This window comes from Bacteroidota bacterium, assembly GCA_039821555.1.
GTDB lineage: Bacteria > Bacteroidota > Rhodothermia > Rhodothermales > Rubricoccaceae > JBCBEX01.
This window is the reverse complement of sequence record JBCBNX010000013.1, coordinates 33841-53354: the sequence shown is the minus strand read 5'-3', so window position 1 is coordinate 53354 and position 19514 is coordinate 33841. Positions and strand designations below refer to the sequence as shown.

Below are 19514 nucleotides of genomic sequence, written 5' to 3'. Positions count from 1 at the left end.
AATCGAATCACACGCCACCCTATCCTTTCCACGGCCATGCCGCTCGTCCGACAGACTCGTCTTGCCTTTCAGGAGGGCACATCCGACAAGGTCTACGAGGTCGACCTCCACGAGGAGCCCAGCGGCTTCGTGGTGACGGTCCGCTACGGTCGCCGCGGCCAGGCGCTCCGCGAGATCCCGAAGACGAATCTGCCAGTGGACCGCGACGAGGCCGAGGCGCTCTTTGACAAACTCGTCACCGCGAAGACCAAGAAGGGCTATGTGGAGACGCCCGCCAACTCATCCACGTCGCGCCGTCCCGTCGATGCGGAAGCGCGGGCTGCGGCCATCGTCGCCCGCATCGACGCTGCGCTCGCCAACCCTGATGCCGAGACCGATTGGCCGGTAGAGCGCGTCGTCTGGCGCGCGGGCGAGCTCCGACTTACTGCGACGCTCCCAACGATCACAGCGCTCCTCGACCGCCTCGCCGCCTCGCTGATGGAAACGTGGCCCAGGTCGAAGAAGGATGACCGGCTGCTGCGCGCCTACTGCGCGCTCTGGGCGCTCGCCCGCACCGGTCGCGCTGTTGAAGACCGCACCGCACCCGAGTTGCACGCCGCACGCAAAGCGATCCTGAGGCTGCTCGATGCGCAGGGGCCGAGCCGGTGGGAGCGACTGCGCGCTGAGCACGTCCACGACCTCGCCCAGGAAGCCCTGCACCATCTCGCCAACGACGAGGAGCGCGCGGCCAACCGCCGGATGCAGCAGACCGGCTTCGCCGATGTCATTGAGCGCCTCGCGGACCCCGATGCTCGCCGCGCTCAACTCGACACCTGGCTCGGTGCCATCGCCCCGTCCGACCTCTACGACCTGCGCGATGCCATCGGCCTCGCCCTGTACGATGTGCCGGGCGCGCACGAGACGCTCCTCGCCTTCGCCACGGAGGCCCCGCTCGCCGCGCCGTTCGTCTACTGGCACCGCAGGCTGTTCAAGCTCGCCGAACTCCGCGACGCCGCCGAACTGTACGGCCGGCTCGCCTACCGCTTCGCGACCGAACCGTCTGGCCTGAGCGCGTTCGACACCGGCTACGAGTGGAACCACGACGACGGGAAATACCGCACCGTCGGCCGCCACCTGACGAAGAATGAGGAGACGGGTTACGTCGAGTACCGGCAGACCACCTCGGAGTACGACCGCAGCTCGTGGCGCGACCGCACCATCAGGAGCGAGACGCAGATCCGCACACCCGACGGCCCCGAATGGATCGACACGGACGACCTCACGCCGAATCGGGTGTTCGAGGAAGCCGCGCTGGGCTATTCCGAGAAGACGCGGGCCTACCTCCGCCGTCGCGCCTGGCGCACGCTGCGCAAGCTCGGCGAGGCGGACGACCCGGCCTACGTCAAGATGGCCGTCGGCCTGCTGCTCGCCTACACCGACGCCGACGCCGACGAGCCACGCGAGGTGGTCTTCCAGTGGTACGACTGGCAAAACCGCGCGATGCGGGCGCGGACGACGCGCTACGACGCCTTTGCGCCGTACATCGCTTTCAACCACGTGCTCTACGCCAACAGCCCGCGCTTCGAGCTAAAGAAAGGCAACAAGGCGTGGTCGCTCCGAGACGGCGTCGAGACGGGCACGCCCGCCGAGACGCGCGAAGAGGCATTCTCGCACCTGTGGGACGCACAGCCCGAGGGCCTGCTGCACCTCGTCGCCGAGAGCCGTTGTGCGCCGGTCCACGCATTCGCCGTGCGCGCCCTCCGCGCCAACCCTGACTTCCTCGACCGCCTCGGCGTGGACGAGGTCCTGCTGCTGCTAGGGCGGCCCTACGCCGACACCGTCCGCCTCGGCCTCGATCTGGCGCAGCGGCTCTACGATCCTGCCGACCCAAATGTCGCGCTCGTCCGGGCGCTCCTCGACGCGACGCTGCCTGAGGCTCGCGCCCTCGCGCTAGGCTGGCTGGCCGACGCCCCGGACGCGCTCCTCACCGACTCGGCGTTCGTGGCCGACCTGCTGGCACATCGCTACGACGACGTACGCAGCGCGGTCCGTGATCTCCTCGCACGCAAGCGACCGGCTGGTCTGGACGACGAGGCGCTCTTGATTCGCTGCATGGCGCTGCTGCTGACGTACGAGGTCGACTCAGACGCGGCCAACATCGATGCAGCGCGCTTGCGCGACCTTGGCGAGGCGATGGTGACGCTACTAGCTGGCGCGGTGCGGCGGCTTGCGCTAGGGCTCATTGAGGACCTCGTCCGGCACCCATTCCCGGCGGTGCAAGCCGTGGGAGGCCGACTCCTCGCGCACCACGGCACGCCGCCCGAGGCGTTGCCCGGCGCCCTCATCGCCGCGCTGATGACGGCCGACGACGCGGAGGTACGCGCCACCGGCCTCGCCCTTTTCGGTCGCCTTCCGGACGATGTATTGCTCGACCAGCCAGAGGTGCTCGACGCGCTCGCGCAGTCGCCGCAGGCCGATGTGCGCGCGAACGTACGCCCGGTGATCCTGCGCTTAGCCGCGAACCACCCCGACTTCGCTGTTGCGATGACCAAGCGCTTGCTGCCGCCGCTCTACCGCACCGAGCGCGTCGGCGGGCTGCACGCCGACCTCGCCGCGCTGCTCACGGACGATGCCTTCTCGGAAGCGCGTGCCGCCTTCGACCGCGACCGGCTGTGGGGGCTACTCCACGCACGTCCGGTCCCAGCGCAGGAGTTGGGGGCCCTCGTCCTCGCCGAGCGCGACTGGAGCGGCACCTTCACGATCCGCCAGATCACGCGCCTCGCCAGCCACGAGGTCGTCGCCGTGCGCGACGCCGCCTGCGCGATGGTCGAGCGGCAGACCGACCGCATGCGCGCCCACCCCATCGACGCGCTCACGCTGCTCGACGCCGCCTGGGACGACGCCCGCGCCTTCGCCTTCGACTTCTTCGCGCGGGCCTTCGACGAGGACGTGTGGACGCCCAAGTTGCTCGTACACGTCGTGGACAGCGTGCGCTCGGACGTGCAGGCCTACGGCCAGACGCTCCTCACCCGCTTCTTCGACGAGGGCGACGGGCCGACCTACCTCCTCCGCCTCAGCGAGCACCCCGCCGCCAACGTCCAGTGTTTTGCGAGCAACTACCTCGACGCCCACGCGGGCGGCCACCTCGACCGGATGCAGGCGCTGGAGCCCTACTTCCGCGCCGTGCTCGGGCAGGTCAACCGCGGGCGCGTCGCCAAAGACCGCGTGCTCGCCTTCCTGACCCGCGAGGCCGCGCGCACCCCTGAGGCCGCCGCCTTCGCCGCGCCGCTCCTCGCGCACCACTCGGCCACGATCGCCGTGGGCGACAAGGCCACGCTCATCGCTGCGATGCGCGACCTTCAGGACGCCCAGCCTGACGTCGACCTCGCCCTGCTGGAGCGCGTGCCCGTCCCCGTTCACCCCGCCTCCAATGAGGCTGCTTCCTCCGAGGTGACCGATGCAGTTTGACTATCGCTACGCCGGGTCGTCCACGGCGACGACCACGCCCGACGCCACGGGGCTGTCGTTCGCCCCGGACACGCTGCGCAAGCCGACGCACTTCGTCGGCACGCTACGGCAGCACCTTCCCTTCCGCGAGGCCATCTCAGCGCTGCACGACGTGGTCGTGTCGGACCTCCGCTTCAAGCCGAAGGACCGCACGGAGTACGAAGCCTGGCTCGCCCAGCAGGAGGAAGCCTTCCTCGCCGACGCCATCGCCCGCCACGGCGACGTGAGCGCCCGCATCAGCGACGTGCGCGCTGAGCTATCGGCGCTCTGGAACACCGAGCGCTCCGTCATGAAGCCGTTCTGGGACGCCCGCCAGCGCTTCTACAAGTACACCTACAAGAAGTACCGCGACCTCTGGTTCGTCCTCGACCCGGTCATCACCGTGCACCCCGACGAGGTCTTCTTCGAGTGCTTCAGCCAGGACGAGTCCAGCTACGGTCGCCTCAGCTGCAGCCACGAGGTCTTCGACACCATCGACGACGTCGCCTATGGGACGACGAACGTGGACTACTCGGCCGCACTCTACGATGCGTTCCAGAAAATTCGCACGTACAAGACGACCGAGTTTGCCATCGACCCGAGCGGGTTCGAGGTGCAGACCGAGCACGAGGACGCCTACAAGGAGGTCAAGATCGACCTGCCCGACAGCTGGGTGCGCGGCTTCCTGCAGGTGTCGAGCGCGATGACGCTGCCCGCGCGGCGCGTTGACCTGCACCCGATGGACGTGCACAACCTGCTCTTCGTGCTCAAGCGCCGCAAGGAGCGCGAGGGCCCGCGCTCGATGCGGTACCACCTCACGCCCGGCGCGCCCGTCCGCGTGGTGTTCGAGCCGTGGAACGTCGAGGTCGTCTGCCCGCGCTCGATCTACCGCGGCGACGAGCCGGACGAGATCCGCGTGTGGGGCCGCCGCCGCCTGACGATCCTGGAGCGGCTGATCCCGGTCGCGCGCTCGTTCTCGATCTTCCTTCTCGGCACCGGCCTGCCGTCGTTCTACCTCGCTGACCTGGGCGACCTCACCTTCACGCTCGGCCTCTCGGGCTGGACGGCCAACGACTGGTCGCGCCAGGGGCAGTTCGACCTCATGGCCCCGCGCGCTGATGTGGACGCCGCGACGAAGCAGCAGGTCTTCCGCGCGCTCGCCGAGACGTGGCACGAGGCCCCGCAGTCGCTCGCCCGCCGGACGGGCCTCGACCGGAGCACGGTGCTCGCCGCGCTGGGTGCCTACACGCAGGCCGGACGCGCCATCTACGACCTCAACAAGGGCGTCTACCGCGTGCGCGAACTCAGCCGCGAACCGCTCCCGCTCGACCGCCTCCGCTTCGCCACCGAGCGCGAGCAGGAGGCCGACCGCCTCGTCACCGAAGGCGCGGTCGAGGTGACGGCCGAGCCGCAGCAGGACGGTCGCCTCGTGCTCAGCGGCACCGTCCGCGACGGCACCCAGACCTTCGCGCCGACGCTCACCATCGACGCCGACGAACGCATCGTGGCGGGCTCGTGCTCGTGCCACTACTTCGTCAGCAACAAGCTCATGAAGGGACCCTGCGTCCACATGCTCGCGCTCCGCCGCGCTCATGCCCAGCGCGGTCGCTTTGCCGGTCGGCTGAATTAGTGCCGCCGTGATGCGGTGAAGCCGTGCGGCCGTGTTCGCACCCTCCACCCTGTTCTTTCTCGATTTGACGGCGGCGGGGCTGCCTTGCATCGGGGCCCTCAGTCTTTTGGCTGGGCGTCCCCGGGTGGCGGATCGCCATCCACGCGCAGAGTACTGCCCCGCTTCACTGGCTCGCTCATAACAGAGTGGGACACTGCATAGGTAGTCGCGTTGCCGTGTGACGCCCGAGGCGTCGAACGGCGACTACCTATGCGGTCCCACGGGGAGTTGACCGGTCCAGTCCTGTGGTTCTTCGAAGGCCCTCGCCGCCGTCATGCATTATCTCGCCAGCTGTGGCTGGGACAGCCTTGCACCGAGCCCTTCGGGGCTCCGGGCGGCGGATCGCCGTCCACGCGCAGAGTACGTACCCGCTTCCCTGGTCGCGCTCATAACAGAGCGGCCCGCTGGTCCCTACCCGCGATGACCGTGGGGCTTCCGAGAAGCCCATGCGTCGGGTAGGGACCGGGGCCGCGAGGAGTTGAGCGGCCCAGGCCTCAGGATCTACGAAGGCCCCAGCCCAGCAGCGAGCTTTTTTCCACGACGACCGCGCTCGACGATGGCCGACGACACGACCAACGATACCGCTCCGACGCCTGACGACCCCACTTCTGGAGACGGCGCCTCGCTCGACAGCGTCCAGCCGAAGTCGCGGCAAGAGCTCTATAAGCGCATCCGGGAGACCTCGCGAGACGAGCTCGTCCTCGAAGAGATGAAGCGCTTCGGCTTCTGGGACGACAGCGCCATGCCGTCGCCGCCCGAGACGCTCATCAAGCGGCGGGGCGAGCTGCAGCGCGAGTTGAACGAATTGCTCCGCGAAAAGCGGCTCGTCGAGGACCGCGAGCGGCTGCTGAAGGAACAGCGCCAGGTCCGGATGAAGGAGGCGATGGAGCGCCGCAAGGAGACACACGAGCGCCGCAAAGCCGAGCGCGCCGCCCGCGCCGAAGCCTGGGCCGAGCGCCAGTCCAAGGAGGTGACGTACCTCGGCGATGGCGTCTCCGGCGGCCTCAACCACACCGACCCCGACACCGAGCGGCTTGCTGAGAACGGCCTGCCTGTCTACCGCACCGCGCTCGACCTCGCCAGCGCGATGGGCATTGAGCTGAGCGAACTGCGCTTCCTCACGTTCGCCCGCCGCGTGGCGCGCGTGTCGCACTACCGCCGTTTCCTCATGCCGAAGAAGCGCGGCGGCACGCGCCGCATCTCGGCGCCGATGCCGCGCCTCAAGCGCGCCCAGCGCTGGGTGCTCGACCACCTCCTCGCCGCCGTCCCGCTCCACGACGCCGCGCACGGCTTCGTGCCAGGCCGCTCCATCGCCAGCAACGCCGCGCCCCACGTCGGGGCCGACGTGGTGGTGAATATGGACCTCCAGAACTTCTTCCCGACGGTAACCTATCGCCGCGTGAAGGGCCTCTGGCGCGCGCTCGGCTACGGCGAACAGGTGGCGACCGTCCTGGCCCTCCTCTGCACCGAGCCCGACACCGACGAGACGCGCCTCGACGGGCAGACTTACTTCGTCGCGAAGGGCGAGCGCGTCCTTCCGCAGGGCGCACCGACGAGCCCTGCGCTGACCAATGTCCTCTGCCGCCGCCTCGACGCGCGCATGGCAGGCATGGCTGACAGCCTCGGCCTCGCCTACACCCGCTACGCCGACGACCTCACGTTCTCGGGCTCCGGCGAGGCCGCGCAGCACGTCACGAAGCTGCTCTGGCGTTCGGTGCAGATCATCACCGACGAGGGCTTCACGCTGCATCCGGACAAGCTCCGCGTGATGCGACGCGGCGCCCGCCAGGAAGTGACCGGGCTCGTCGTGAATGAGAAACTGAGCGTGGACCGCCGCACGATGCGCCGCCTCCGCGCGACGCTCCGCCAGATCGAACTCGACGGCCCGAAGGGCAAGCACTGGGGCGACGCACCGGACGTACTGGCGGCGGTGCATGGGTTTGCGAGCTTCGTGGCGATGGTGGACGCCGAGCGCGGTGCGCCGCTCGTGGCCCGCACCCACGCGCTGCTCGTCAAGCACCGTTGGGCTCCCGACCGTTCGGCCCAGCGCCCGCGCTATCGTCGTCCCATCAACGCTGCCACCCTCGACGACCTCGGCGCCGAGGAATCCTCGATGCGCTCGACGGAAGACACCGACCGCAAGAAGCCGTGGTGGAAGCTCTGGTAGCCGGGGATCAGTCGATCCGCCGCCGCCACGTCGAGCCTGTCGGACTGTCCATCACCTCCACGCCGAGGGCGTCGATTTCGTCGCGGATGGCGTCGGCGCGGGCGTAGTCCTTCGCCTTGCGCGCCGCCACGCGCTCGGCGAGCAGCGCTTCAACCTGTTCGGCGAGCGGGTCTTCGTCGGCTTCCTCAACTACGGCTTCGGAACGGACGATGCCGAGGAGCGCGTTGATCTGGTCGAGGTAGTCCTTCGCGCTCGTCGCCATGGCGAGGCTGTCGAGGCCGCTCTTGGAGCGCGCGTCCTTGCGCTTGCCCATCGACGCGATGATGTTGACGCCGCGGTAGGCCGCCGCGAGCGCCGTGGGCGTGTTGAGGTCGTCGCAGAGCGCGGCGAGCGTGTCGGCGTAGGCCTTCGCGAGCGGCTCGGCGAGGTGGTTGGGGCCGCGCTCGTCGTACTGCTTCTCGGTGTGGAACGCGAACGCGTCCTGCACGGCGGCGTCCACCTCCTGGTAGCGGCGGCGCATCTTGGCAGCGTCGGTGAGCGCCTTGCGTGTGAAGTTGAGCGGCTTGCGGTAGTGCCCGGCGATGAGGGCGAGGCGCAGCGCGAGCGGGTCGGCCGGAGCGCCATAGTCGTCACGCCCGCCGTCGGCCGGGTCGCTCGTGAGATCCCGCACGGTGAGGAAGCTGCCGGTGCGCTTCGACATCTTCGCGCCCTCGACCTGAAGGAAACGCGTGTGGACCCAGTGCCGCGCGAACGTCTTGCCTGTGAGGCACTCGGCCTGCGCGATTTCGCACTCGTGGTGCGGGAAGCGGAGGTCCTCGCCGCCCGCGTGCAGGTCGATGGTGTCGCCGAGGTACTTCTGCGCCATCACCGAGCACTCCAGGTGCCAGCCGGGGAAGCCCCACGACGTACCCTCGTCGAACGGGCTGTGCCACTGCATGAGATGCTGGTCGTCCTTTTTCCAGAGCGCGAAGTCGCGCGGGTCGCGCTTGCCGTCGTCCGTGACCACGTCGCGCGACTCGGCCGCGGCTCCCACGTCGAGCGCGTCGGCCTCCGTGTTGCCGGAGAGTTTGCCATAGTCGGGGAACGACGCGACGCTGAAGTAGACGCCCTGCTCGGTTTCGTAGGCGTGGCCCTTGTCGATGAGCGTCTGGACCGCCTGGATCTGCTCGCGGACATGCTCGGCCGCACGGGGCCGCACGCTCGGCTCGCGGAGGCCTAGCGTGTGCCAGTCCTCGACGAGGGCCTCGGTATAGTGTCGTGCGAGGTCCCACACGTTGGCGAAGCGCTCGCCCTCCTTGCTCTTGAGCGCCTTCGCCATGCGGTCTTCGCCGGCCGCGTCTGCCGCGTCGTCCTCCGTGAGATGGCCGACGTCGGTGACGTTCGAGACGTATTCGACCTGCCAGCCGAGCGCCTCAGCGGTGCGAACGATGAGGTCGGCGGTGAGGAACGAACGGAAGTTGCCGATGTGGGCGTAGCTGTAGACGGTCGGCCCGCAACCGTAGAACGTCAGGCGCGGCGTGCCGTCCTCGGTCGTCGCGGCGGGGACGAGCGGCTTGGCGTCGCGGGAGAGCGAGTCGTGGAGAACGAAGTCGGGCACAGGTCGGAGGTCGAGGGTCGAGGCAGATTCAGCGTGTGGTGCCACGCGCTGGCTCACTTTACTTCCAACTTCGCACTTCACACCTCTCACTTCCCATGTACCTTTGATTTTTCGCACTTCCTCGGTCTCCCCTGTTTCCATGTCCGTCAACATCCGCACCGAGCGCGAGGGCGCGGTGCTCCGCCTCATCATCGACCGCCCCGCCAAGAAAAACGCGCTCACCACGGCGATGTACGACGCTATGACGACGGCGCTGACCGAGGCCGCCACCGACAGCGCCGTGCGCGTGGTGCTCATCCACGGTCAGGACGGGGACGGCGGCGCGAGCGTCTTCACGGCGGGCAACGACCTCGGCGACTTCATGATGAACCCGCCGCGCGGCGAGGACAGCTCGGTCTTCGGCTTCCTCCGCGTCGCGACGACGTTCCCGAAGCCGCTCGTGGCGGCCGTCGCCGGGCCTGCCGTCGGCATCGGGACGACGCTGCTCTTGCACTGCGACCTCGTCTACGCGGCCCCGTCGGCGCGCTTCCAGATGCCGTTCGTCAACCTCGGCCTGTGCCCGGAGGCGGCGAGCAGCCTGCTAGTCCCGCGCCTCGTCGGGCCGCAGAAAGCCGCCGAGTGGCTGCTCTTCGGCGAGCCGTTTTACGCTGAGGATGCCTACCGCTACGGCCTCGTCAACGAGGTCGTCCACGAGCCCGACCTCCTGACGGTGGCGATGCAGCGCTGCGAAGCGCTCGCCACGCGCCCGCCCGCCGCCGTGCGCCTGACGAAGCAACTGCTCCGCGCCCCCGACGCCGACGCCATCCAGGCAACGATCCGCACCGAGGGCGCCCACTTCATCGAGCGCCTCACCTCGCCGGAGACGGCCGAGGCGCTGACGGCTTTCATGGAACGCCGCCCCGCGGACTTCTCGAAGTTCGAGTAGGACACACCAAGCTAGGCGGCCCGACTCATCCGGACGTCGAGCGGGTCGCCAGCGACGGGGCGGAGCTGCACCGTCTCGAACGGCATATCGACACCGGCCTCGGTGAGCGTGGCGAAGACCTGCTCGCGGAGGTCGAAGCGGGCCTGGACGTGCTCGCGCTCGTCGCGGAGCCAGGCTTGCAGTTCCAGCGCGACGTTGTAGTCGTTGAGCGCTGTCACCACCACGCGCGGCGGTGGGGCATCCATGAACGTCGGGTCGCCCTCGACCAGCGCGAGGAGGAGACGGCGCACGCGACCAAGGTCTTCGTTCACGCCGACCGTTACCTCGATGCCGAGCCGGAGGTTGGGGAAGTTGGTGTACGACGCCACGACCGAGTTGATGACCGTCGCGTTGGGCACGGCGAGCATGCGGCCATCGGGCGTGACGACGCGCGTGGAGCGGAGCGTGATCTTGTCGACGCGGCCATAGTCGCCCTCGACTTCCACGAGGTCGTTGATGACGAAAGGACGGTCCCAGAAGATGAGGATGCCCGAGATGATGTTCGAGAGCGCGTCCTGGGCCGCGAAGCCGATGGTGAGCCCCGCGATACCGAGGCTGGCGATGAGCGACGCCGTGTTGATGCCGACTGCCGCGAGCGCCTGCACGAGGCCGAAGGCGAGGAGCGCAAACTTGCTCGTGACGAGGATGAAGCTCGCGAGCGTAGCGTCGGCGTCAGCGCGCTGGAAGGCGGCACGCAGGAGCCGATTGAGGATCCACCAGCCGACGTAGAACACCGCGAACACGGCAAGGCCGGTCAGCAAGTCGGCGAGGAAGACAGCAACGGCCTCGCCCGTACGCTCGGGTTCGAACGTGGCGGCGAGGCGGTCGAGGATGCTCTGGAAGAACGGCGACATCGGGACAACGGAGAATCAGGGAGGTGGTGACTCCGTGAGTCTACGCCGATGGCCTCGTCCGCGGCTCCGCGTGCCCTAGCGCCGGGCGACGGCCGTGCTGAGCGGCCAGATGGCGCCTTCGCTGCGCCCGTGCTCGGTGCGCACGTCGTAGTGGCGGTTGTAGTCGTCCCACTCGGCGACGATGCCCCGCACGCGCTCGTTGACGACGGCGTCCATCGTGGCGCACTCGCCCGTGACGCCGGTGAGGAACTGCTGGACCTCCTGCGCGCCGCGCTCGGCGATGCGGACGTGCTGCTGCTCGTGGCGTTCGAGGCGTGTGCGGAAGAGGTCCCAGTCGCGGCGTAGCGCATACGGCACCGTGCCTGAGGTCTGGTTCGACCGCTGCCAGCGGGGCAGGATGATGGTCGCCTCCAGCGTGACGATGGCGTCGCTCACCCAGCACCGGTCGCCCAGGCGCTGCGATGTGTACCGGTAGCCGATCTGGTAAACGGTTTGCCCGAAGAAGTCGCCGGGACCCTTGACGCGCATCTGGTGGGCAAGCTCCTGCCACGACGTGCCTGTGACGTCGTAGTACTCCGTCCGCACCCGCTTGTCCATGCGCACGCTGGGCGGATCGCCGGACGCTCTCACGCCCGAGCTGTCGTGCCCCGAGTTGCCGTGCACAACCGGGCTGCCGTGCATGCCTGCGACCATCCACAGAAGTACAGGAAGGATCGCGGAGAGGGGCACGAAAGGTAGGGCGCGGGGCTAGTAAGCGTGTGCCCTTGGTGTCGGCGAATCACGCTCTCCCATTAAGCCTGAATCCGCCGCCGATCCGCAGGCTGCCTTCGTTTCCCTCGTTTGTCCCGCTCCCGTGACGACGTGCCGCACTTACGCGGCCTCACGTGGGCAACCCGGACAGTCCCTACGCGGGCAGCCTTAGCCCCTCGCTCAAGACTTGACGCGCCGCAGGTCCATAGTTGAAGACGAGGTCGAGCAGGCCGCAGCCCGACACGAAGCCGTCGAACACCTGACGACGCGACTTCTCCTCGAATGACGCCACCGTTTGCGCCACCTCGGGCAACTGAGCACGCTCCACCGCCGCGGCATCGGGCAGGGTGAGCAGCGGTGCGGCTCCGACGTCGAGCCACACGTCGACGAGCGTAGCTGGTGTGCTGGGGCGCTCCGACGCCACGACGAGCTCTGCATCGCTGGCGAGCACCCGATGTGCCCATCGCATCGCAGCCACCGTGAGCGTGCCGAGCGTCTGCGGCGTCCCGTCGTCAGAGAAAACTGCGTCGAAGAGGTGCTCGATCTGGGGAGCATAGTGCGCGAAATACGGCGCGTTGTTGTAGCACGCCGCGAGCGTGCGGAGGTGCGCCCGCCGCCACGCCCCCGCAGAGTCGGCGAGCGGTACAGATCGGATCGGACGCCCGGGTGGGCCTTTGCGGACGGGCACGGTGAGCCACATCGCGTCGCGCCCAGTGCCCGCCGAGGTGCGGATGCGCGTCCGGTTCTGGTACGACTGGCGGCTGTACGCGAACGTGTCGGCCACCACGAAGCGCTCCGCAGAAAGCAGCAGCGCCGCGACCGGCAGCGACGGGAAGAACTCCGGCGGGCGAATCGCAGTCATCGGCGTGCAGTCAGCGGTGCTAGGCGACTGTGCTAGGCGAATGTGCGAGCCAACGTCCACCCTGCCCACGCTGCCACGAGCCCGACGGCCACGCTCCCGAGCGCGTTGACGAGCGCCCACCCGACGCGCCCCGTCTCCAAGAGCGCCAGCGTCTCCGCCGAGTACGACGAGAACGTCGTGAATCCACCGAGGAAGCCAACCACGCCGAGCAGCCGCAGCGGGTCGCGACCGGGCACAAAGGGGAGGGCGAGGCCGATCAGGAAGCACCCGGCGATGTTGGCGATCCAGGTCCCGACGGGCAGCCCCGCGAGCGCGCCGGTCACGGTCCATCGGGCGGAGGCGAGCGCCACGCCGTACCGTGCGAGCGCACCGCCTGCACCGCCGAGCGCTACCAGCGCTGCCTGCTGCCAGCCGCTCATCGTTCCGGATTCGCCTTCAGGAACGCCGCCCCGCGTCCCTTGATGTCGCGGTCCCAGCGCTCCAGCCAGGCCTGCCCGCTGTCGGCCATCAGCGTCCAGTCGAGGTCCATCGGGCGGACGGGCTGGCGCATCCATGCAGGGAGGCTTCCGGGCGGGATGTCCTGCCGCGCTGGGAGCCGGTGGAACTCGTGCGCCTGCCGAATCAAGGCTTCGCGCGTCGTGACGAACTCGACGAACTGCTGCGCGCGCTCAGGATTCGGCGCGCCCGCGGGGATGGCGATGGCGTCGACGAGGACGGGCGTACCGCTCTCAGGAAAGACGGAACGGAACGGGTAGCCCACGTCGCGCGCCTGGAGTTCGATGTCGGGGAGGTTCCAGAGCGTGAGCGCCGCCTCGCCGCGCGCGAGCTTGAGATAGAGCTGCGTCGGATCGGCGGTGTAGCTGCGGGTGACCGTGTCGAGGCGAGCAAGCCAGCGGAAGCCCGCCTCGGTAGTCGGCTGGCGCTGGATCATCGCGCCGAAGATGGTGCGCATCGTGCCCGACTCCAGCGGCGAGCGGATGAGCAGCGGCTGTGCCATGGCGGGGTCGAGGAGCGCGTCCCAGTCTCGCGGCACCCGCGTGGAGTCGAGCGTCGCGGTGTTGTAGGCGATGACCTCGGGCGTGAGGTAGGTGCCGATCCAGCGCCACTCGGCGTCGCGGGCAGCATCGGGGAGCACGTCGGCCCAGGTTGGCTCGTAGGCGGCGAGCAGGCCCTCGTCGGCCGCGCGCATGAAGAGCGGCTGCGGCGCGCCCCACCAGACGCTCGCCTGCGGGTTGACGCGCTCCGTGCGCACGCGGTCAAGCACCTGCTGGCTGCCCATGAAGAGCCACTGCACGTTGACCTCGGGGTAGGCTGCCTCAAACGCTGCCTCGTAGGCACTCAGCAGCTCCTTCCCGTGCGGCGAGTAGACGACAAGCGCTTCGCGATCGTCCCGCGCGCAGCCGCTCTGGCTAAGGGCGTAGGTGACAGGGAATAGGCTATAGAGTAGGAGCCAAGCCGGAAGGGCCGTGCCTCGAAAGCCTCGGTGACGCAGGCTCGGACCAAGACGCGCACAACACCCTGCCCCGAAGGTCCACGAGCGCTGCCCCCTATCCCTTATTCCCAAGGCCCTTCCCCTAGCTAGGCTTGCGCGTTGATGCCCGCCATGAGGTGATCGCGGGTGGCCTGCTCGATAGCTTCGCGCTCGCGCTGCGCCTCGTCGGCGGCGAGCTCTTCGAGCGCCTCGGCGACGAGCGTCTTGAGGTACCCGCGCCGCTCCAGGAGCACCTCGCGGAGCGCCTCTTTGACGAGCGCTTTGAGATCCGTATTGGCGGGAGTAACCGTGGGCATAGGCCGGGGCGGGCGGGACGCCGTCAGGAGCGTGAGCGAGGTGAGGGCCCCAAGGTACGAACCCCCTACGCCGATTCACAGCGCACAACTGGGTGCCCCGGCACGGTGGCGTGAATGGCGGCAGGGCGCCGTGAGGCCTGCCCGCTGAGCGTGAGGGTTGCCAGCCCCAAGCCTGAGCGCCAACAGCTGCAAGCCGACGGCGTGTCGCTAGATCACCGTGTGGTCGGGCACCTTGGCGTTCTTCGGGATCACCACGATGCCGTCGCGGATCGAGTAAAAGTCGCCCTCCTCGCTCTCCACGCCGCGGTCGTTGGTGATCCGACAGTTCTTGCCGATCTGCACGTTCTTGTCGATGATCGCGTTCTCGATGTAGCTCCCCTCGCCGATGCCAGGCGCGTCGGGGGCCTGGTTGAGGTAGCGGCTCGCAGGCGGGTGCCAGGGGAAGTAGTCCGAGCCCATGACCACGCTGTTCTTCACGACCGCGCCCCTGCGGATCGACGTGCGGAGGCCGATCACGGAGCGCTCCACGTAGGCGTCCGAGATCACGGCGGCCTCGGCGATCATCACGTCCTGGAGCATCGTGTTCTGCACCTTGGCGGGCGGGAGCATCCGCGCGTTGGTGTAGATCGGCATCTCGGCGTCGTAGAGGTCGAACTCCGGCTCGCGGTCGGCGAGGGCGAGGTTGGCCTCGTAGAACGAGCGGATGGTCCCGATGTCGCTCCAGTAGTCGGCGAAGGGGAAGCTGACCACCTTGCGGTTGCCGATCTCGCGGGGGATGATCTCCTTGCCGAAGTCCGTGCAGGTCGGGTCGGCGTCGAGCGCGGAGCCGAGGACGGAGCGGTTGAAGAGGTAGATGCCCATCGAGGCGAGGTAGATGCGGCCGTCGTCTTGCAACTCCTGCGACACCTTGCTCTCCTTGCCGTCGAGTTCGTCCAGCGCGGGCTTCTCGTGGAACTCCGTGATGACGCCATCATCGTCAGTCTTGAGGATGCCGAAGCCGGGCGCGTCGTTGGCGTGCACCGGCACGGTCCCGATGGTGATCTCCGCCCCACTGCTGATGTGGTGCTGGTACATCTTCCGGTAGTCGAGCCGGTAGAGCTGGTCGCCGGAGAGGATGAGCGTGTGCTCGTGCGGGAAGGCGTTGATGTGCGGCATCGACTTGCGCACGGCGTCGGCGGTGCCCTGAAACCAGTCGCGCGAGTCGGGGGTCTGCTCGGCGGCGATGATGGTCACGAAGCCGCGGCGGAAGCGGTCGAAGCGGTAGGTCCGGTGGATGTGCCGGTTGAGGCTCGCCGAGTTGAACTGCGTCAGCACGAAGATGCTCGTGACCTGCGAGTTGATGCAGTTGGAGACGGGGATGTCGATGAGACGATACTTGCCTGCGAGCGGCACCGCCGGCTTCGAGCGCGGGATGGTGAGCGGGGCGAGGCGCGTCCCGGCTCCACCACCGAGGATCACCGCCATGAGGTCGCGGGGGTTGGCGCGCAGAGCTTCGGGGTCCATGGTCGCGTGTCGAGAGGGGTGAACGAGAAGGGGCCTGCCAAGGTAGGGGATATCGGATTACGCGTGCCACCGTTCCCGCAGGCAATGCGAGCCCAGCTGCAAACGTTACCGGCTTGCGAACCCATCGTGTACGTGCGAGGTTGTCCGCCCTGTGTTTCTTCTGCGCAGCAACTCCCTCTGCGCGCCCGTTTTTCTCTGCCCCGATGAGCGACACGTCCCTCCGCCTGCTCGACGCGATTCGCACCCGCTTGCGGGCGGCGCTCCGCCGCCAGACCGCCGCGGAGGTCGCCTTCGGGGCGCTGGTGCTCGCGGGCGCGCTTGCGCTGCTGCTGCTCGCCGGCGCGGGCGCGGAGGCTGTGTGGTGGCTCGGCAGCGGACTGCGCGGGCTGTGGCTCGCGCTGTTTGTGGTCGCTGCGCTGGGGCTACTGGGCTATTTCGTGGCGTGGCCGCTGCTGCGGCTCTATGGCGTGCTGCCGGGCCGCGACGAACGCACCGCCGCCGCCGCCGCGGGCCAGCGCTTCCCGGAGGTCGGCGACCGGCTCTCGGCGCTGCTCGACCTCGCCGACGGGCGCCGTTCCGACGCCCCGACGCCGCTCGTGGACCGCGCCGTGACCGCGCTCGGCGCTGAGGTCGAGCCGATCCCGTTCGAGCGCATCGAGGACACCCAACCTGTGCGCCGCGCCGCGCCGTTTGCCGCCGTGCCCGTGCTCGGCGTGCTCGCGTTCCTGCTGCTCGCGCCAACGGCGTTCACGGGGGCCACCTACCGCCTCTTCAACCCGACGGCCGCCTTCGACCGCCCCGCGCCGTTCCGCCTCGACGTGACGCCCGGCGACATCGAGCTCGTGCGCGGCGACAGCCTCACCGTCGCCGCACTGCCCGTCGGCACCGGCTTCCCCGCGACCGCCACGCTCGTGCTGACGCGCCCCGGCGAGACGCGTGCCGAGCCAGTCCGCGTCGCCCTCGGCTCGGACGGCGCGTTCAGCCACACGCTCCGCAACCTCCGCTCGACGGTCACCTACCGCGTCGAGACGGCGGGCGTGACCTCGCCCGCCTACACAGCGACCGTCGTGGCGCGCCCGCTCGTGCGCGGCCTCCGCGTGACGCTCCGCCCGCCCGCCTACACCGGCCTGCCCGCCCAGCGCCTCGCCCCCGGCATCGGCGACGTGACCGCGCTTCCAGGCACCCGCGTCGAGGTCGCCGTGCGGCTCGGCGATGAACCCGTAGCCGACGCTGCGCTCGTCTTGGAAGACATCGAGGGCACGCCGACCGACAGCGCGGCGCTGGCCCCCGACGGCGTGGAGGCGACAGGCGCATTCGGGCTGCGACGGCCCGGCTCCTACCGCGTCCACCTCGAAAACGCCGACGGCTTCGCCAACGCCGACCCGGTCCGCTATCGCCTCGACCTGCTCCGCGACGAGCCGCCCGAGATCACGCTCCAGGGCCCCGGCGACGTCGACCTCGCCGACCGTCTCCAAGTACCCGTCCAGGTGCGCGTCACCGACGACTTCGGCTTCCGCAGCCTGCGCCTCCACTGGCGGCTGACGGAGAGCCGCTACGGCCAGCCCACCGAGACGTTCGAGGCCGTCGACCTCCCCATCGACGCGCGCACGCTCGACCAGCAGGTGCTCTACGACTGGCTCCTCTCGCCCACCACTGGCCTCGACCTCACGCCGGGCGACGCCATCGCCTACTACCTCGAAGTCCGCGACAACGACACCGTCAACGGTCCGAAGACCGCGCGCACGGGCACGTTCACGCTGCGCCTGCCCAGCCTCGCCGAGCGCTTTGAAGAACTCGACCGCGCCCAGGAGGAGGCGGAGGAGACGATGGAAGAGATGCGCGACGAGGCCGACGACTCTCGCCGCCGCTTCGAGGAGCTGCGCGACCAACTCCGCCGCGATCAGCAACCCGACTACGAGGACCGCCGCCAGCTCGAACGCCTCCAGAACCAGCAGCAGTCGCTCGACGAGCAGGCCGAGAAACTCTCCGAGCAGATGCAGGAGCTCCTCGACCAGATGCAGCAGGAGAACCTCGTCGACGAGGAGACGCAGCGGATGTACGAGGAGATGCAGCGCGTGATCGACGAGATCCAGTCGCCCGAGTTGCAGGAAGCGCTGCAGCGGCTGCAGGAGTCGATGGAAAACATGGACCTCCCGCAGATGATGCAGGCGATGGAGGACTTCGAGTTCAACGAGCAGCAGTTCCGCGAGCGCCTGGAGCGCGCGCTGGAGCTGTTCAAGAAGCTCGAAGTCTCACAGGAGCTCGAGGAGGCCGCCCGCCGCGCTGAGGAGCTAGCCAAGACACAGGAGGCCCTGCAGGAGCAGACCGAGGCGCTGGAGGACGGTGCATCCGAGGAGGGCGAGTCGGAAGGCGATGACTCAGAGGAGAGCGAGTCGGAGGGTGGCGAATCCGAGTCGGGCGAGCCGTCAGAGTCCAGTGAGCCATCAGAATCGGATTCGCCATCTGAATCGGGCGAACCGTCGGAGAACGGCGAGCAGCCCGAGTCGGGTGAGCAGCCGGAGTCAGGCGACAACGGACAGCAAAACAAGACTCCCGAGCAGCTGGCCGAGGAGCAGGAGCGCGCCGCCCAGGAAATGGAGGCGCTCGAAGAGTTGCTCCGCGAGGTCCAGGAGAAGATGCAGGAACTCCGCGACGAGGGTCCGGCGCAGGAGATGCAGCAGATGCGCGAGCAGTTGCAGCAGCAGCAGCTTCCCCAGCAGATGCAGCAGAACAGCCAGCAGCTTCAGCAGCAGCAGCTCCAGGACGCGCAGCAGGGCCAGCAGCAGATGCAGCAGCAGCTTCAGCAGCTCCGCCAGCAGCTTCAGCAGATGAGCCAGCAGATGCAGGGCGAGCAGCAGCAGATCAACATCGCCGCGCTGCGCCGCGCGCTCGACGACGTGCTCACGCTGAGCGAGGAGCAGGAGGGCCTCGGCCTCGACGCGCGGACGCTTGCCCGTGACAGCCCCGCGCTCCGTCCGATGGCGCAGCAGCAGGTCGGCCTCGCCGATGGCCTCGCCACCGTCGCCGACAGCCTCAACACGCTCGCCCGCGAGGTCCCGCAGATGACGCGCGAGGTGCAGGAGCACACGGGCGGCGCGCTCCGCGAGATGGGCCTCGCCACCGAGCAGCTTGCCGAGCGACGCGCGCCGCAGGCCGCCGGGCACCAGCTGGCGTCCATGACGCACCTCAACGACCTCGCGCTGCTCCTCTCCGAGTTGCTCGATCAGATGATGAACAACCCGTCCGGCGGCGGCGGCGGCGGCATGTCGATGCAGCAAATGATGCAGCAGCTCCAGCAGGGCCAGCAGCAGATGGGCGACCAGATCCAGCAGATGCTGAACGATATGGCCGGGCAGCGCCTCTCCGGCGACCAGCGCGAGCGCCTCGAACAGATGGCCCGCCAGCAGCAACAGCTTCGCGACCAACTCCAGCAACTCATGGAGCAGGGCATGGAAGACGGCACGCTCGATGCGCAGCTGCAGAGCCAGCTTCAGCGGATCGCCGAGCAGATGGAAGAGGCCGCCCGCGAGCTGCAGTCGGGGCGCGTCACCCGCCGCACCGAACAACGCCAGCAGCAGATCCTGGAACGCCTTCTCCAAGCGGAGGAGTCGATCAACCAGCGCGGCAAAAAGCAGGAGCGCGAGGGACGGTCCGGCGACGAGTACTCGAACCCAGAGCCGCCGCCGCTTCCCCCGCGCGACGCCGACGCGGACCGCCTCCGACGCGACCTCATCCGCGCGCTCGAATCGGGCTATGCGCCGGACTACCAGGACCTCATCAAGCGCTACTTCGAGCAACTCCAGGAACGTGCGCAGCCGGGCGGCGAGTAGGCGGCTCATAATCGTGGGATTGCATGGCGCGGTTGGGGAAATCGCGTGTGGTGGGTAAACTGCGC

At 68.8% G+C, this 19514-nt stretch carries 13 protein-coding genes; 5 read left to right on the top strand and 8 right to left on the bottom strand.

Features of this window, described 5'->3' with window-relative positions; all coding sequences use genetic code 11:
* Positions 1 to 36 precede the first annotated feature (36 nt).
* The 3 genes from AAFU51_13955 (at position 37) to AAFU51_13945 (ending at position 7301) form a co-directional block, all read left to right on the top strand.
* On the top strand, positions 37 to 3447 hold the full coding sequence (locus AAFU51_13955) for a WGR domain-containing protein (protein ID MEO1572353.1): 3411 nt from the start codon (positions 37 to 39) through the stop codon (positions 3445 to 3447).
* Positions 3437 to 5095, top strand: a complete 1659-nt coding sequence (locus AAFU51_13950; protein MEO1572352.1) for an SWIM zinc finger family protein — start codon at positions 3437 to 3439, stop codon at positions 5093 to 5095. Before AAFU51_13955 ends, AAFU51_13950 begins: the two co-directional genes overlap by 11 nt.
* Before the next feature lie 595 nt (positions 5096 to 5690).
* Positions 5691 to 7301 carry a reverse transcriptase family protein gene (locus tag AAFU51_13945; GenBank protein MEO1572351.1) on the top strand — a complete coding sequence of 537 codons (1611 nt, stop codon included), beginning with the start codon at positions 5691 to 5693 and terminating at the stop codon, positions 7299 to 7301.
* A 7-nt stretch (positions 7302 to 7308) separates the two neighbouring features.
* Here AAFU51_13945 and cysS read toward each other — a convergent pair whose 3' ends face one another.
* Positions 7309 to 8898, bottom strand: a complete 1590-nt coding sequence (cysS, locus tag AAFU51_13940; GenBank protein MEO1572350.1) for a cysteine--tRNA ligase — start codon at positions 8896 to 8898, stop codon at positions 7309 to 7311.
* A gap of 139 nt (positions 8899 to 9037) precedes the next feature.
* Here cysS and AAFU51_13935 point away from each other — a divergent pair, with 139 nt between their 5' ends.
* The gene (locus AAFU51_13935) at positions 9038 to 9823 is read left to right on the top strand and encodes an enoyl-CoA hydratase (GenBank protein MEO1572349.1); all 786 of its coding nucleotides are present in this window, start codon (positions 9038 to 9040) and stop codon (positions 9821 to 9823) included.
* Positions 9824 to 9834: 11 nt separating this feature from the next.
* On the opposite strand, the gene AAFU51_13930 is transcribed toward AAFU51_13935, so the two are convergent.
* The 7 genes from AAFU51_13930 to AAFU51_13900 form a co-directional block, all read right to left on the bottom strand.
* A complete protein-coding gene (locus AAFU51_13930) occupies positions 9835 to 10716 on the bottom strand; it encodes a mechanosensitive ion channel family protein (GenBank protein MEO1572348.1) in 882 nt (293 codons plus the stop codon).
* A gap of 75 nt (positions 10717 to 10791) precedes the next feature.
* Positions 10792 to 11445 carry a DUF922 domain-containing protein gene (locus AAFU51_13925; GenBank protein MEO1572347.1) on the bottom strand — a complete coding sequence of 218 codons (654 nt, stop codon included), beginning with the start codon at positions 11443 to 11445 and terminating at the stop codon, positions 10792 to 10794.
* 175 nt (positions 11446 to 11620) lie between these two features.
* Positions 11621 to 12328: a WbqC family protein gene (locus AAFU51_13920; protein MEO1572346.1), complete on the bottom strand. Its 708-nt coding sequence runs from the start codon at positions 12326 to 12328 to the stop codon at positions 11621 to 11623.
* A 32-nt stretch (positions 12329 to 12360) separates the two neighbouring features.
* Positions 12361 to 12747: a fluoride efflux transporter CrcB gene (gene crcB, locus AAFU51_13915; GenBank protein MEO1572345.1), complete on the bottom strand. Its 387-nt coding sequence runs from the start codon at positions 12745 to 12747 to the stop codon at positions 12361 to 12363.
* Positions 12744 to 13892 carry an extracellular solute-binding protein gene (locus tag AAFU51_13910; protein MEO1572344.1) on the bottom strand — a complete coding sequence of 383 codons (1149 nt, stop codon included), beginning with the start codon at positions 13890 to 13892 and terminating at the stop codon, positions 12744 to 12746. The genes crcB and AAFU51_13910 overlap by 4 nt, the downstream gene beginning before the upstream one ends.
* Positions 13893 to 13906: 14 nt before the next feature.
* Positions 13907 to 14116, bottom strand: coding sequence for a hypothetical protein (locus AAFU51_13905; GenBank protein ID MEO1572343.1), 210 nt, complete (start codon positions 14114 to 14116; stop codon positions 13907 to 13909).
* Positions 14117 to 14323: 207 nt separating this feature from the next.
* The gene (locus AAFU51_13900) at positions 14324 to 15619 is read right to left on the bottom strand and encodes a glucose-1-phosphate adenylyltransferase (protein ID MEO1572342.1); all 1296 of its coding nucleotides are present in this window, start codon (positions 15617 to 15619) and stop codon (positions 14324 to 14326) included.
* A 203-nt stretch (positions 15620 to 15822) separates the two neighbouring features.
* Here AAFU51_13900 and AAFU51_13895 point away from each other — a divergent pair, with 203 nt between their 5' ends.
* Positions 15823 to 19449 carry a DUF4175 family protein gene (locus AAFU51_13895; GenBank protein ID MEO1572341.1) on the top strand — a complete coding sequence of 1209 codons (3627 nt, stop codon included), beginning with the start codon at positions 15823 to 15825 and terminating at the stop codon, positions 19447 to 19449.
* Positions 19450 to 19514 lie beyond the last annotated feature (65 nt).